Below are 15,296 nucleotides of genomic sequence, written 5' to 3' on the forward strand. Positions count from 1 at the left end.
TCAATTCAATCCGCCTCCGGCATTACGACCTTGACCACATTGACGTTCTGCGGGACCCCCAGGGAACGGGCCACGGGCCCGCACTTGGAGCGGAGGATGTGGACTACGGGTACGTCGAGATGCCTTCCCGAGGTCGCCTCGTAGTTGGCCATCCCCTTGGCGACTATCAGACCGCAGCTCCGTATCTCCTCCGAGAGGTCCTCGGGGATGTCGTCCCAATCTATGCCGACGTAGAACTTCCCGGTCGTGAGCATCTTGTCGACGACGCGGTCGAGCCCTATGCGCTTCGCATCCTGCATCGTGACGTCGTTCAGGATCGGCTCCCCGCGGACCACGCCGACGACGCGCTTCCCCATGCCCCTCAGGAACCTTATGAGGACGGCGTCGAGCCTGCATTCCCCGCAGTTGTCGAAGATGTATACCACTCCCGGCGACCTCTCGATCAGGTCCTCCAGCATATCGACGTCGTCCAGACCCAGGCCCTGGTCGACTATGTCGTCGTACACCGACGAGAACAGGTCCGGGTCGTCGATGGACGTGCCGGAGCCGAAATCCATTATGTTCCCCGCCACGGCCCCGAGGAGGGCTGTGCGTATCGGGTCGTCCGAGCGCTCCACCATCTCGGCGAGCTGCCTCTCGAAGGGCTCGGCGACGGCATCCGCCCTGCACTTGAGCTCGAAGTACGGATCGTCCGACATGACCGCCCGATAGGCGACCCTGTGGACCTCGGTGGATATCCTGACGGAGTCCGTCTCCGGGTCCATCCTCTCGGCCAGGACATCGGATGCCGCCCTGACGGCGTCGAACTCCATGTCGTTTCCGACAAGGCGCGATTGGAACAGGACCCTGCGCATCAGACATGGTCCGCAGTCTGCAGTGAACTTCATGGGAACACACCTGTATCAGCGGAATGGAGATAAAGAAAAGGGAAGGAAGCGGGACATCCCGCGTTTTCCGGTCGTCTCAGATGACCGAGGTATCGACGCACTCGACGTTCTCGATGCCTTCGATGGCGTGGAGAGCGCTCTCGAGCTTGGATCCGACCTCTTCGTCGGAGTCGTCGATGAGGAATCCTACGTGGACCTTCATGAGTCCAAAGGCAACGGGAAGGACGGAGGTCTCAACGACCTGCACTCCTGCAGGGACGATGGACGGGAGCTTCGCGATGACATCATCGAGGCTGACCTCGGTGCTCTCAGGCATGAGGTCGTACTTTGCTGCGATCTGTCCCAAGTCTCACACCTCAGGGTCCAACGAATCCGCATTTCTTGCACTCGTAGGGGACACTCTGGTCGCGGCACTGGGCGCACCTTCCGATCTCGTACTCCCCGCACTTGGGGCACTTGAAGAAGGTGTTTCCGCGGCCAATCAGCCTCTTCCCGCAGGAAGAGCATATTTTGTCGGCTGCCATGCGCACGCGATTATTCTCCTTATATTTAAAGGGGAACCTATTGGCCCGCGAAGGTCGGACATGCCCGATATGAACAGGGGACGATCACTTCTTCTCGGAGGGGTACATCTCGTAGTAGTCCACGCCATAGACCTTCGCGATGACCTTGGCTGTGAACTTCCCGAATCCCCAGAGCTGATGGAACGTCATGATCGGGACCTTCGGGTTGAGATGGGACTCCCCCTCCGCACGGATTCCGAAGTCGTACCTGTAGTAGCGGACGTCGACCTTCCTCTCGGAGTATTTCATCAGGTCCATCAGCACCTTCCATCCGCGGAGCTCCATGCTGTCCCAGTTCTTCTCGATGACGGGTCTGAATACATCGCAGCGAAGCGCGAAGAGACCGCTCATCATGTCCTTGGTGGTCTGCTTCCCATGGATCATAAAGAAGAACTTGCAGAACACCTCGACGAGTTCCGATCCTGCGGCCCTCTTGAACCCCATGGACATCCTGCTGTTCCTCCAACCGACACACAGTTCCGCGCCGGCGTCCATCTGGGCAACGATGCCCCCTAGGGCGGAGATGGGATGCTGGAAGTCGCAGTCCATGCACATCGCGTAGTCCGTGTCCGCAAGACAGAAGCCCTGCATGACAGAGGCCCCCAGGCCCCTGGCATCCGGGTCACGGACGTATATCGTGGTCAGCGGGTCGTTCAGGGCCTCGACCTCGGCCTTCGTCCCATCGGTGGAGTTGTCATCCATGAAGAGGATCTTGTAGCCCGGGTACGCTTCCCTGATCGCCCTGGCCATGTTGGCCACGTTCCTCTCCTCATTGTATGTGGGAATTACGATTGTACAGGTCCCGGACATCTCAACCAGCTCCAAGGGCGCGATCGTGAACGCATCGCGCTACCAAACGGATTGTCGAGACCTCGTATATCCTATAAAATGTGTTCCACCGGATCGAAAACGGTGGATATTAAGGGATGTTTGCCATTCCCATGTGTGGAAGTGCCCAGATGAGGATGTTCGGTACCAACGGGGTTCGCGGGATCGCCAATGAGGATATGGACTGCGGACTGGCCCTTGCCATGGGAAAGGCCGTGAGGATGGTCCTTGGGACGAGGATCGCAGTGGCCTGCGACCCCAGGACATCGTCACCGATGCTGAAGAATGCGCTTTGCGCCGGACTCATGTCCGTGGGAGCGGACGTCCTGGACCTCGGGATGGTCCCGACACCCGCGTTGCAGCACTACGTCAAGGTCCGCGACGATGTCACGGGCGGCGTCATGATCACCGCATCGCACAACCCTCCCGAGTTCAACGGTATCAAATGCGTCGCAGGCGACGGTACGGAATGCACCAAAGAACAGGAGGATTCCATCGAATCGTTCTATCACAACGGTGCAGATGACGTCGCATGGCACGACATAGGCGAACTAGTCACCGTATCCGATGCCGCAGAGGAGTATGTCGCGTCCATCCTGTCCAACGTGGACGTCGATGCGATACGCGATGCGGGACTGAAGGTCGTCCTGGACTGTGCCAACGGATGCTCGTGCCACACATCCCCCGCCCTGATGGAGAAGCTCGGGGTCACCGCCATCGTCCTGAACGGCGAGCCCGATATGAGGGATCCCGCCCACCTGAGCGAGCCCACCGAGGACAATCTTTCCGAACTTCTTGAGGAGGTCCGTTCCAACGGTGCGGACCTGGGGATAGCCCACGACGGGGACGCGGACAGGTGCGTGTTCGTCACATCCGAGGGGAAATACGTTCCCGGGGACCTTGCGCTGGCCATCCTCGGCAGATACCTTATGGAGAGGGGAGGGGGCGGGAAGGTCGTCGTCACGGTCGCCACGTCCAGGGTCGTAGAGGACACCGTGAAGACAGTTGGCGGGGAGACCGTCTACACCGCGGTAGGGTCCCCGATCGTCGCTCGCAGGATGGCCTCCGACGATGCGGTGTTCGGCGGGGAGGAGAACGGCGGACTGATATTCGCATCGCACCAGTTCTGTCGCGACGGGGGCATGGGTGCGGCGATGATGCTGGAGTGCATCGCGAGAACGGGCGGCTTGAAGGACCTTGCATCCACGCTGCCGACGTTCCACACGATCAAGAAGGCAGTGAGATGCCCGGACCACCTCAAGGACAGGATCACCGAGGAGATAGCGTCCAATCATCCGACTGACAGGATGGACCAGACCGATGGGCTGAAGTTCCTGTTCGACGACGGCTGGGTCCTGCTCAGGCCTTCCGGCACCGAACCGAAATACAGGATATACTCCGAATCCGACAGCCTCGAGATGGCCGAGATGCGCTCGACCGAATTCGCCGAGGAGTTCGAGAGGACCTTAAGAGGCCTGGAGCGATCGGTTCCTCTGGGCGAGCTTAGCCTTCAGCTGCATCACGGGCCTGACCTCCGCCGGATCGATCCCGCGCATGCGGGCCATGTTTATGGACACGTAGTCTCCGAGGATGATCGCCCTGAACATGTTCTCAAGGGTAGATGAGCCACCCAGCCTCACCGCGCGACACTTGGCGGATGAGCCCTCCATCCTGGAAACGATGTCCTCGAGGTAAGGGGTCCCGTCGCTCATGCCATCGTTGCATCCGATCAGGACCAGGAGAGCGTAATTGGACCTGTCTGTCCGGGCCCATGAGTCCAGACTGTGCTCGTTGAACAGAGGCGCGTAGTCGCAGAACGCCACGAACTTGGAGTTCTCGTTTATCTGGGTCTTCCACCTGAATGCGACAGACCTCATGCTGGCATCGGAACAGATCACAGGTACGTTTCCCATGAGGAATCCTGCGATCTCCTTTGCCAGACAACCGTCCCCCTCTGATATCGCCTGTCTGTACTGTCTCAAGGAGGGCATCAGACCCGTGATCCGGTCCCTGAGGTCCGGTCCCCCTGCCATACGGATCGTCTCGAGGGTGTATCCTATCATAAACCCTATGGCATGCCTCGGTTGCATACCTTTGGGGAGGGTCATGATGTGATCGCCGTTGGCCGATGCGAGGTCGCCCAGCATGCCGCCGGACGTGATGACGACGACGGTGCATCCCCTTTCGGTGACCTGCCTGTACATCTCCACCGTCTCTGCGGTGTTCCCGGAATAGCTTGAGACGATCGCCAATGTCCTGGGACCCACCCAGTTCGGGACATCGGGGTATTTCATCAGCCTGATCGGCTTGACGGATTCGGTGAAGCAACAGTCCGATGCGAAATCCCCGCTGACAGCGGAACCGCCTACCCCGCAGAGCAGGATGTTGTCACAATCGAATGTCTTTCCTGAATCGTAATGCAGGGATTCCTCTAGGTCGTCCAGGAAACCGCACAACTGCTCCTCCACGGATGCCTCCTTCATTCGGACCCCTCCTGATCGATCGAGAGACAATACCCGAGGAGGATCCCCCTCAGATTCCTGGATGTCGCCGTCCCGTCGCCCAGAGCCACCGGTACGACGTCCCTGCCGTTCTCCCTGAGGACCTCGGACATGCACTCCACGATGGTCGAGACCAATCCCTTGTGGGAATCGCCGCGCATCACGATCATGGAGAGCTCGGGAGCATGCGCGTTCCTGTCCGACCAGCCGACAAGCTCGTTGTGGTCGAATTCCGGAAGCTCGCCGTAGAATGATAGCCCCTTCCCGTGCATCCCCATCGCATACTTCCAGGCCTTCGAACAGGCATGGATGTCAGAGGTGCAATATGTCACCGGGACGGCCCCCTCCGGCAGTGGTGCCGGCCCGCATCCCCTGTCCCTGAGGGCATCACGGAACTCGGTGAAGCGGTCCAGTTCGTCCTCCAGCCTGTCTGCGGCATCGAACGTTCCCAATGATTGGAGCATCCTGCACACCGCCCCCAGGACGAACCCCGATGCGGCACGCGGATCGAGGCCCCTTGGAACACGAACGGTCGGGACCCTCTCGACACCGATGTCGGACGATGACACCAGATAGACCCTGCATCCCCTGTCGGAAAGCGATGAGCACACGCGGGCCATCTCCTCACCGATGTCCGCATACGAGATGACGATGCATGCCGTATCCTCAGAGACCCAGCCCGGGACCCTGCTGTCGCAGACCATGTTCACGGGGGCCGGTGAGAACTCGTCCGCCATGTCCGATACGATGTCGCCGACGATGGAGGCCGTGTCTATTCCGAAGAGGCACACGTCCTTCGCATGACCGCCTTGGAAATCGATACGGAGGCCTGCCTGGATCAACTCGGGGAGCATCAGGATCTGCTCCCTGTCCGTGACCGAACGGACGGCGGTTCCCCCAATCCTGAAATCTGCCATCCCCGTCAACATCCGCAGGCTCCCTATGGAGGGTCAATCCTCTCTACATCTATAATACATTCAGGACGGGATCGTCGGCATATCCTGTCGACGACCCTGCGAAGCGAACCGGGTATGCATGATTTCACGACCTCGCGCTCGTCGTCGTTCAGGAACACCCTGAGCGTCACCAGCATGTGGACCCCCAGAAGCACGACCCCGAGCAGACCGAACCAGAGCCATGAGACGGGGATGGTCAGGACATGGTCCAACAGCCCGTACGCGATGACGAGCATGACGAAGGACAGGTACCCGTATGCAAGGGACCTGTGGATCTCGAACCGCCCCATCCCGGATATCCTTGCGATGTACCACGGGTTGAAGACGCAGTTCTTCACGAACATCGTCAGCGACCAGACCAGTCCGACCCCCATGATGCCGAGGTCCGTGAACGCTATCACCGCCAACGCCAGCACGACATTGGCCACCCCGAACAGGAGGGTCACTATGCCGGGTATGCGGACCTTCAGATGGACCATCGTGAGGGGGTATGCCGGCGTGATCGCCCCGATCCCCACCATCAGGAACATCACTGCCCACACCACGGGTTCCAGCTGCTGGTACTCGGCCCCGACCCACAGCGTCAGTATCGGGACCGAGAAGACGCATAGGAACGCTATCGGCATGGACATGACCAGTCCGACGACCTTCACGGCCAACTTCGTCACCGAGTTCATGGTCTCGACCCTCTTCTCCGAGAACAGACGGTATGTGATCGGTGCGAATATGGACCCCATCGTGTCGATGAGTGCGGACACCGCGCTGATCACCGTGACGATGACCCCGAAGTATCCCCCGTCGTCCGCTCCCAGAAAGATGTTCACCAGCAGGAGCGAGGTCTGTATGAACAACAGGTTCCCGAGGTTGTTCACCAGGGACCAGCCGCCAAGGACCGCCATCTCCCTGAACTTCTGCTTGTCGTAGCTGTGTCTCCTCACGCGGAGCTCCGGACACACCCTGCGGGCGAGCACATACCCCAGAACCGCGTAGACTATGGAGGCGATGAAATACGCTACACCGACGTACTCGACGGACTTGGAGACGAACAGGAGGAACACGATCACGAGTACGATCTGCACCAGGACTTGGGTGGTCTTCACCACGTTCATCAGGTCTATGCGGTTCTTCGAGAACAGGACCGTGATGAAGTTGTTGCTCCAGACGGTTATCAGAACGGATGCCAGGATCAGGACGAACAGGATCTGGACCGATATGACGGAGTTCGAGGCTATGGAGAATATGGACGGTGCGAGCACCGAGATCAGCATGATCACCGGGATAGCCACGATCAAGAGCCCTGTGAACCCAAGGACCGCCGTGTTGTAGGTGTGCTTCGCGACGTTGATGTCGGTCCGGAGGTCTATCGTCAGATAGCGGGACACGGTGCTCGAGAGCGAGTCCGATATGATCACGATGTAGCTCGTGACGGATGTGGCCACGGGGATGATCGCATAGGATGCGTTCCCGAGCTGATCGATGTAGAACGGGACCAGCAGAAGTCCCATCGCGAAGTTGACCAGCATGAACACCACATTGGACACCATGTTTGGCACCACGCGACGTTCGACCCTGTCCTCCGAATCCGTCCTCTTCCTTCCGAACACTTTCAACGACCCTTCTCAAAATCGAAATTCGACTCAATGCCTGGCTCCTGGGGATGACACGTCCGCGTCGACGCGCCACAGATGGGAATAGGTCCCTATCATCCCTCCGAACAGCACATAGACCAATGTGCACCTATCGGAGCTGACCGGTATCTCCAGATTGATGGATCCGGGACCCTTGCTCGAATCTTCCAACAGAGTGACCCTGGAGTCGTAGCACAGCCCGGACATGATCACCTTGACGATGTTGGAGTATGCGGTGTCCTTGACATCCGGAGGGAACTTTCCACCGAATATCGCAATCTGCCCAGAGCCGCCCGCATACTTGCACAGGGAGATGCTGTTGTATCCGTCGTCGGAGACCAGTCCGAGGAACAGGGCATCCTCCACATCGCTGCTGACCCCGTAGTTGCACTGGGCGTAGTATATGTTCATCGCCTCTCCGATCCCCCTGTCCTCGGAGGGGCTGTTTCCGACTATCGTGTCATCCCTGTCGTTGATCGACCAGGGGACTCCCAGGAACCTCGATCCGGGGTCCGCCTCCATGAAGTCCACCGACCCGTCGGAGTGGCCAACGTATTTGGCGAATGACCCGCCGGTCCAGTACAGGAACCCCCCTGCCGCAAGCCAATCCTCCAGGATCGACACGTTGATGCCGTACACCGTGTCCGGAAGGATCCCTGTGAATATCAGGACAGATGTGTTTGTGGCCTTTCCGGATTCGCTGCTCGCATCCATGATGTACTGCAACGCATCCGCATCCACGACCGTATACGACGAGAAACCGGCCACCTCCAACTCCGCCTTCATCCTGTCTATCCATGTGTCGATCGCATCGTAATCCAACATGGAAGGGTAGGCCATATCGCGATAGATGAAGAGATGCCTCTCATTCGCATTCGCCTCGGTCTCCGATGTGATCACCGTGTAATCGGTGGCGTAGCTGGAGGAAATATTCAGACTGTACCCGCCCGCCTCGTCCTCGATCAATTCCGTTTCGTGGTAATAGGGCGAACTGACATACACGAGGACCTCGCCCAGCAATATCACGGCCACCACGAGAATACTGATGACAATCACCGAATCAGCACGTTTCATCATAGCGCCTCCTGTACAACGAGTTGCTTATGAACAACATGGACGCGAGGATCATCCACTGCATCACCAGTCTGGATGTAGTGTAGACGTTCATTCCGTGCCAATGTGCTGTGTTGAATGTGACGAGCTTTTCCACCGCCCAGTCCAACGGCACGATGCCTGTGTATGCGGAGAACGGCAGGATCAGCGAATAATTGTGAGCTATGACCTGGCATATCAGGGACGGGACCGACAGCACGAGCATCAGCCCCGCAACGTATCTGGGGTCCCAATATGCAGCCAACAGGGCTATCAGCATTATCAGGACCAGATAGTAGCACTGCTGGGCAACGGGCCAGGCGAAGACGACAATCATCGTCATCACGGAATAGAACAGCAGCCTGCGGAACGTCCGTTCCCCTTTCTTTGCAAAAAGTATTGCAAATAGAACCGTGGCACCGATTATCACGGGCTGCAACCATATGAAGCCCTGGGATTTGAATGTCGTGAACACGGATATGATGTACTCCCAGCCATACAACGTCGATTCTCCAGCGGCATCCACCCGCCCTGTGAGGAATATGAATGCCGCATCGAAATCGCCTGAAAGCAGAACGAATGGGAATGTCAACATGAAAGCCGCCGCGAATCCGCCCATCGCCAATGCGATGCCGTTCACCTTCTCGGTGCGGCTCGGACTCCGCGTCATGAACCATACGACCAGGAGGGGTATGAGATAGAATGCGAAGGGTTTCGTCATCCCAGCCAAAAACATCATTATGCCTGCTATGAACGGACGATTGTTCAATGCGAAATAAAGACAGAGAACCAGGAAAAGGACTTCGAGAGTATCGAAAATCAGGTACACCGAGGAACTGTATATGGTGAGCGGGCACAGGAACCAGATCGCCATCGCAATGTCCGCCCTCCTCTCGTTCCCACTCAGGTTCAGAACGATTTTACGGATTGTGAACGCGACGGCGATATCGACCGCGATGAGGAACATGCGCACTAGGAACGCGAATGCCGGATCGATGATGAGCGAGCCGTAATACGAGAACGTGAAATTGTCCAAGAACAGCAGCTCATCGAACTGCCGACCGAACGATATCCCGCCGAAGCTCGTGTAGACCATCGCGAGAAAAGACAATACATACCCCCAGATCGGCGCATAGTAATTGTCGGGACGATCGTACAAGGCGGTTCCGGCAAGAGAAGACTCGGCTATTCTCGCCCAGCTCGAGGAATCGTAGGGATATGTGAAGAAAACTCCTAGAACCAACCGTGTTGTCAAACCCACCAGCACTATCCAGAAGACGTAGGAGGATAGGATCGACTTCAACGGCGGACAGTTCACCTGCCCTCACCCTTGTCCCACAGTCCGTCCTTGCGATCCCAGATGAAATGGGAGAAAGGATAGAGGATCGCGTAGTATAGTGCCGGAATCCTCTCGAACACCTTCATCTCGAAAGACTTTTCCTCGATCTGGGACAGTAGCTCGTCCGCTATTGAGATCGCACGGACGCGTTTGTACTCCTTGTATGTGCAGAATGTCAGATGCCTCATGAGACGCTCCAACATGCTACGACTGAACGCCGGATATGCCTCAGGCTGCTTCTCTCTGACGTATTGTACCGTTCTACGGGAGATCTTGTCGATAACCTCCACCTCGGTACTACGATTTGTGAAGGTCGCAGAACCCTGGATCTTGTAATAGACGTACAACGGTTTCCCGACATAGCAGACCTTCTGGGCATTGGCAAGCTCGATGATCGTCTGAGGGAGATCCTCCATGGACGGATACATCACGAAGAATGAATCCCCGTTTTCGAAGATGCTCTTCCTCTGGATCCGTGCCCATGAGTATACAGGTAGTTCCGTATATCTTCCAACGGCTTCTGCTCCGGTCATCTCGAGGATCCCGTAGTCCCGGGTGCTCTCTGGAGGGACCGTGCGCTCCCTGATGTGTATGCTGTTGCACATCACGATGTCCGCATCCCTGTCATTCATCACGCCCACGAGCACTGATAGAAAATCAGGATACGGATGATCGTCAACATCTAGGAACCAGATCACGCTGCCCTTGGACTCGCGGATGCCTATGTTGCGCGCACCGGAGAGACGATCCTTGTCATTCTGGATTATCACACGGGATTTGGGGAGGTCGACCCCCAGCGATTCGATCAATTCCACCGATTCATCGGTAGTCTTAGCATCCACTACAAACAAGACCTCAAAATCACGATAGGTCTGCTCCGACAGACAGCGGATGCATTCCGGGATGAATCTAGCACCGTTGTAAACGGCCACTGCGACCGTGACCAGCATAATCGGGGCACAGCAGTGACCATATATTACAAAGAGGGTCGTATGTACGGAAAGCGCGAACCTATTAAGTCCACGCAGATATTGCGGAACCGCAGGACGGTACAATGATCATCTCCAAAACACCATTGAGAATCAGCTTTTGTGGAGGGGGCAGCGATCTCCCATCGTTCTATGAGAAACACAGAGGGTGTGTGCTGAGCACCGCCATCGACAAGTACATCTACATTTCATCCGTCAAATCGTTCAACGAGTCTGTTACTCAACTCAAGTACTCGGAAGTCGAGACCACGACGGACATCAACAAGATCAAACACCCTGTCTTCAGAGAGATGCTGAAGCAGTATGGGCTCTCCGGTCTTGAGATGAACAGTACATCCGACATTCCTGCAGGAACGGGATTGGGATCGTCCAGCACATTCGCAGTGGGACTGTCCAATGTTCTAAATACTCGCCTTGGAAGAACCGTATCCAGCGAGGAACTTGCACATGATGCATGCCGCATGGAGATGGAGGTCCTGAGGGAACCCATAGGGAAACAGGACCAGTATGCCGCGGCATACGGAGGACTGAACTTCATCGAGTTCGAAAAGGACGGGTCCGTGTCCGTGGAGCCGGTCAGGATGACGGATGAGGCCAAAAGCAAGCTGAATGACCGCTTGTTCATGCTCTATCTCGGCGGAACCAGAAGTGCATCTGCGATTCTCAAAAACCATGGAAAGAACGTGACCTCAGGTGATGCGGAGATGAATCAGCTGAAGATGTGCGATCTTGCCCGTGATCTGCGCACATACCTCGAGGATGGGAACCTTGATGCCATGGGAGAGGTGTTGGACAAGGGATGGAAGCTCAAACGCACCCTATCGACAGGAATAACAAACCCGGACATAGACCGGGTGTATGAGGAGATCACATCCAAGGGTGCGATAGGCGGAAAATTGCTGGGTGCCGGAGGAAATGGATTCATGCTATTCTATGCGGATGAAAAGACCAGGTCCGAGATAATGGAGTCCGCATGCGACCATGCATGGACACCATTCAGATTTGATCCGAAAGGGTCCCGCATAATATACAATGACGAGGTGTTGTAATGTCTAAGACAGTAATCACAGGCGGTGCCGGTTTCATTGGAAGTCAGCTTGCAGACGTGCTTCTTGCCCAGGGGAAGGAGGTCATTGTCGTCGATAAGATCCCAACGAAGGACGCGAAGAACATCCATCACCTGGATGACGAGAAGCGCTTCACATATGTCTCGACGGACATCAACGACGGAGAACTGCCTGAGGTCTCCAAGGGCGTTGATGAGATGTACCATCTGGCCGCGAACTCCGACATCCGCAGCGGAGGCACCAACCCCCTGATAGACTACCGGGATACCCTCATGACGACCCATAGTGTCCTCGAGGCAGTTCGTTTGAACAACATCCCCGATCTGTTCTTCTCGTCCACATCGGCGGTATATGGGAACAAGCCTGGAATCGCACTTACGGAGAATGAAGGGGGCCTCGAACCGATATCGTACTACGGCGCATGCAAGCTATCATCGGAGGCGTTGATCTCGTCATACTCGTACATGTGTGGATTCAACGCACTGATATTCAGGTTCCCTAACGTCGTCGGCCCCAGACTGACCCATGGGGTCATATTCGATTTCATCGCCAAACTGAAAAAAGACCCCTCCAGGCTGGAGATCCTCGGGAATGGGAAACAGAACAAGCAGTATGTCTACTCCGAGGACCTCGTCCAAGGGATCGTAGGGTTCATGTCCAAGGGATACGAGGGTATGAACGTATTCAACGTATCGACGGAATCGTACACTGATGTCAACACCATAGCAGACATCGTTTGTGAAGGCCTAGGCCTTGAAGACGTGAGATACGAGTACAGTGGAGGCGACTGCGGATGGAAGGGGGACGTATCCACATTCGGGTATGACATCTCCAAAGCCAAGGCGGAAGGATGGACGTTCCGTTACAACTCCACCGAAGCCGTCAGGAAGACAGTGGAATCCGTCCTCTCGGACAGGGAATGATCAGAAGTCGTCTCTGAAATACAGAGGGTCCCGCGAGAACTTGCGACCCCGTGCCTTGCTCCCGATGCGGTGGAACAGTCCCGGAGAGACCTTGAACAGGATGACCTCCGGCGACAACCCCTTGCAATGCGACAGCATCTCGGCTATTATCGGACTGCCCGACAGCTCATCGAACCTCTCCCTGGATGCACGCGTGAGGCTGCGGATCACGTGACGCCCCATCGCTGCACAGAACTCGGGATACCTCTCGGGATAGCGCTCCCTGACGATGGCGGAGAGCTTCTCGGCATAGTGCACGTCGGCGGCTGCGATGCCATCGTCGTTGGCCCCGGTACCGCAGACGGATGCGGCATTCTGATAATACACGTACAGAGGACGTTTCAGGTATGCCACGCGTTCTGCGGAAAGGAACGCCCTTGCGGCGAAATCGAGGTCCTCACAGAGACCCTCGCTGTACTCCATGAAGTTCTCCCTGAGGAAATCCATGCGGTACACGTCGCTCCAGGTGCTGGGGGAGAGCTCCCCGTTGCCGAGGGCGATTGCGGCGTCTATCCCGGAATAGAGGACGACTGCATTCGGACCTTTGCATGCTGGCTCTGGATGGTCGATGTTCCTAGTGAAGACGCTGTTGAACGACACCACCTCGGCATCGTTCTCCTCCGACGCTCTGATCGAATCCTCGATGAGGGTCGGATATGGGCGGTCATCCACATCGCATACCCACACGTACTCCCCGACCGCATTGTCCAGTCCGATGTTGCGGGCCCCTGCCTGTCTCTTCGTGTCGTTCTGGATGATTATGCGGACGCGGTCGTCGTCCTTCGAAAGCTCCCTCAGGAGATCGGCGGAACCATCGGTCGTCTTTGCGTCGACCACGAACATTATGTCGAGGTCCCTGTGGGTCTGGGCGTCGAGATACTCCAGGCATCTGGGTATGTATTGGGCGCCATTGTATACTGCGACGATTACGGAGACCTTCGACATAGAGCGACCTTCGGGAAGCGAGAATGTTGAAAAGTGGGGGCGGTGCCCCCTTTCACGTTCACTGAAGAACGGAGCTGCAATCGGGAATGAATCCGTCCTGCATCATCTTGGCAGTGAGGTTCCTGGACCTGTTGATCATGAACTCGGCCCTGTCGTGGAGCTCCTGCCTGCTGAGCTTGAGCCTGGCGACGCCCTGCTCCTGAGCCTTCATCGCGACTGCGACGGCCTCTCTGGGGAAGACCTCGGTCTCCGCCATGGTCGGGATGATGTAGTCCTCTGTGAGGCCCTTCTCCTCGGCGCATGCGGCGAGCTCCCTCGCGGCGGCGATGCACATCTCGTCGGTGATGGTCTTGGCCCTCACGTCGAGCACACCCCTGAAGATCGCAGGGAATCCCATGGAGTTGTTGACCTGGTTGGGGAAATCGGACCTTCCGGTGGCGAACACCTTGCATCCGTTCTCCTTGGCCTCCCAGGGCCAGATCTCGGGTATCGGGTTGGCGGTGGCGAAGATTACGGGGTCGTCCGCCATGCTCCTGACATACTCGGGCGGTATCGTTCCGGGCCCGGGCTTGGATGCGGCGATAACGATGTCTGCGCCCTCCATGGCCTCCTTGAGCCCTCCGGTCTTGCCGGCACCATTGGTCTTCTCGCAGATCTCCCACTTCTGGCGGAATCCGTCCTTGACGTCCTCCCTCTCCAGGTTCAGGATACCCTTGGAGTCGCACATGCACATGTTCTTCGGGCTGAAACCGGTGGCCAGCAGAAGTCTGGAGATGGCGATGGAGGCTGCTCCGGCCCCGACGACTGTGATCTGGGCCTCCTCGAGCTTCTTCCCGACGAGCTTCATCGCGTTGATGGCACCGGCGACCTCCACGGTCGCGGTCCCCTGCTGGTCATCGTGCCAGACAGGGATCTTGCAGTCCTTCCTGAGCTCGTCCAGGATGTCGAAGCACTTGGGGTTCGAGATGTCCTCCAGGTTGATTCCTCCGAAGGAAGGGGCGAGGAGCCTCACGGTCTCGATGATCTTGTCGGGGTCCTTGGTATCAAGGCAGATGGGGACGCAGTCCACGCCTCCCAGATACTTGAACAGCATGGCCTTCCCCTCCATGACGGGCATGGCGGCCTCGGGTCCGATGTCGCCCAGACCGAGGACGCGAGTTCCATCGGACACCACTGCGACGGTGTTCCACTTGCAGGTGTGCTCGTAGACCATGTCGGGGTTCTTGGCGATGTCCTTGCAGGGCTCGGCGACACCGGGCGAGTACCACACCGCGAAATCGTCGAAGGACCTCACGCATGCCTTGGGCACCGTCTCGATCTTTCCCTGGTAGAACTTGTGGAGGATCATTGCGTCCTGTCCGGGCTTCTTCGCCTTCTCCAGGCGCTCCTCGACACTCATATCCTTGTCGTATGCCATGACTTTCACCTCTCGAAATGCCGATTTCTACGAATTTCGTAGAAACACTTCGAAATCTAAAAGGTGCGATTGGAGTTCGCGTATATAACCGTTAATGCGGTCTGATTATTCGAAATTGTTTT

14 protein-coding genes and 1 pseudogene are annotated in these 15,296 nt (G+C 57.1%); 3 read left to right on the forward strand and 12 right to left on the reverse strand.

All coding sequences use genetic code 11. The annotated features are described in order from the left end of the window. Positions 1-5: 5 nt before the first annotated feature. From V5D86_RS04565 to V5D86_RS04580, 4 genes are all read right to left on the reverse strand, one after another. Complete coding sequence (locus tag V5D86_RS04565; protein ID WP_414595518.1) at positions 6-887, reverse strand: damage-control phosphatase ARMT1 family protein; 882 nt, start codon at positions 885-887, stop codon at positions 6-8. A gap of 76 nt (positions 888-963) precedes the next feature. Then, on the reverse strand, positions 964-1,233 hold the full coding sequence (locus V5D86_RS04570; RefSeq protein ID WP_414595519.1) for a translation elongation factor EF-1beta: 270 nt from the start codon (positions 1,231-1,233) through the stop codon (positions 964-966). A gap of 10 nt (positions 1,234-1,243) precedes the next feature. Further along, positions 1,244-1,411, reverse strand: coding sequence for a zinc finger domain-containing protein (locus V5D86_RS04575; RefSeq protein ID WP_414595520.1), 168 nt, complete (start codon positions 1,409-1,411; stop codon positions 1,244-1,246). A gap of 84 nt (positions 1,412-1,495) precedes the next feature. Further along, the gene (locus V5D86_RS04580) at positions 1,496-2,260 is read right to left on the reverse strand and encodes a glycosyltransferase (RefSeq protein WP_414595521.1); all 765 of its coding nucleotides are present in this window, start codon (positions 2,258-2,260) and stop codon (positions 1,496-1,498) included. Positions 2,261-2,409: 149 nt separating this feature from the next. On the opposite strand from V5D86_RS04580, the gene glmM reads away from it, so the two are divergent. Continuing rightward, the gene (gene glmM, locus V5D86_RS04585) at positions 2,410-3,903 is read left to right on the forward strand and encodes a phosphoglucosamine mutase (protein ID WP_414595522.1); all 1,494 of its coding nucleotides are present in this window, start codon (positions 2,410-2,412) and stop codon (positions 3,901-3,903) included. Here glmM and V5D86_RS04590 read toward each other — a convergent pair. The 6 genes and pseudogenes from V5D86_RS04590 to V5D86_RS04615 form a co-directional block, all read right to left on the reverse strand. Further along, a pseudogene (locus V5D86_RS04590) lies at positions 3,838-4,761 on the reverse strand (SIS domain-containing protein); the annotation flags it as partial. The gene glmM and the pseudogene V5D86_RS04590 sit on opposite strands and share 66 nt — an antisense overlap. Then, complete coding sequence (locus V5D86_RS04595; RefSeq protein ID WP_414595523.1) at positions 4,758-5,696, reverse strand: SIS domain-containing protein; 939 nt, start codon at positions 5,694-5,696, stop codon at positions 4,758-4,760. The gene V5D86_RS04595 and the pseudogene V5D86_RS04590, both read right to left, overlap by 4 nt. Positions 5,697-5,719: 23 nt before the next feature. Then, positions 5,720-7,339: a lipopolysaccharide biosynthesis protein gene (locus tag V5D86_RS04600; RefSeq protein ID WP_414595524.1), complete on the reverse strand. Its 1,620-nt coding sequence runs from the start codon at positions 7,337-7,339 to the stop codon at positions 5,720-5,722. 33 nt (positions 7,340-7,372) lie between these two features. Continuing rightward, positions 7,373-8,437 carry a hypothetical protein gene (locus V5D86_RS04605; protein WP_414595525.1) on the reverse strand — a complete coding sequence of 355 codons (1,065 nt, stop codon included), beginning with the start codon at positions 8,435-8,437 and terminating at the stop codon, positions 7,373-7,375. Then, positions 8,424-9,566: a hypothetical protein gene (locus V5D86_RS04610; RefSeq protein ID WP_414595562.1), complete on the reverse strand. Its 1,143-nt coding sequence runs from the start codon at positions 9,564-9,566 to the stop codon at positions 8,424-8,426. The genes V5D86_RS04605 and V5D86_RS04610 overlap by 14 nt, the downstream gene beginning before the upstream one ends. Before the next feature lie 203 nt (positions 9,567-9,769). Further along, positions 9,770-10,744 carry a glycosyltransferase family 2 protein gene (locus tag V5D86_RS04615; RefSeq protein WP_414595526.1) on the reverse strand — a complete coding sequence of 325 codons (975 nt, stop codon included), beginning with the start codon at positions 10,742-10,744 and terminating at the stop codon, positions 9,770-9,772. A gap of 191 nt (positions 10,745-10,935) precedes the next feature. On the opposite strand from V5D86_RS04615, the gene V5D86_RS04620 reads away from it, so the two are divergent. Both V5D86_RS04620 and V5D86_RS04625 read left to right on the forward strand, forming a co-directional pair. After that, complete coding sequence (locus V5D86_RS04620) at positions 10,936-11,832, forward strand: GHMP kinase (RefSeq protein ID WP_414595527.1); 897 nt, start codon at positions 10,936-10,938, stop codon at positions 11,830-11,832. Next, positions 11,832-12,773, forward strand: a complete 942-nt coding sequence (locus V5D86_RS04625) for an NAD-dependent epimerase/dehydratase family protein (protein ID WP_414595528.1) — start codon at positions 11,832-11,834, stop codon at positions 12,771-12,773. Before V5D86_RS04620 ends, V5D86_RS04625 begins: the two co-directional genes overlap by 1 nt. Here V5D86_RS04625 and V5D86_RS04630 read toward each other — a convergent pair whose 3' ends face one another. Further along, complete coding sequence (locus V5D86_RS04630) at positions 12,774-13,757, reverse strand: glycosyltransferase family 2 protein (protein ID WP_414595529.1); 984 nt, start codon at positions 13,755-13,757, stop codon at positions 12,774-12,776. It lies immediately after the preceding gene. Positions 13,758-13,815: 58 nt separating this feature from the next. Further along, positions 13,816-15,174, reverse strand: a complete 1,359-nt coding sequence (locus tag V5D86_RS04635; protein WP_414595530.1) for an NAD(P)-dependent malic enzyme — start codon at positions 15,172-15,174, stop codon at positions 13,816-13,818. Positions 15,175-15,296: the final 122 nt, after the last annotated feature.

The organism is Candidatus Methanoprimaticola sp. MG2 (assembly GCF_047501175.1).
GTDB lineage: Archaea > Thermoplasmatota > Thermoplasmata > Methanomassiliicoccales > Methanomethylophilaceae > Methanoprimaticola.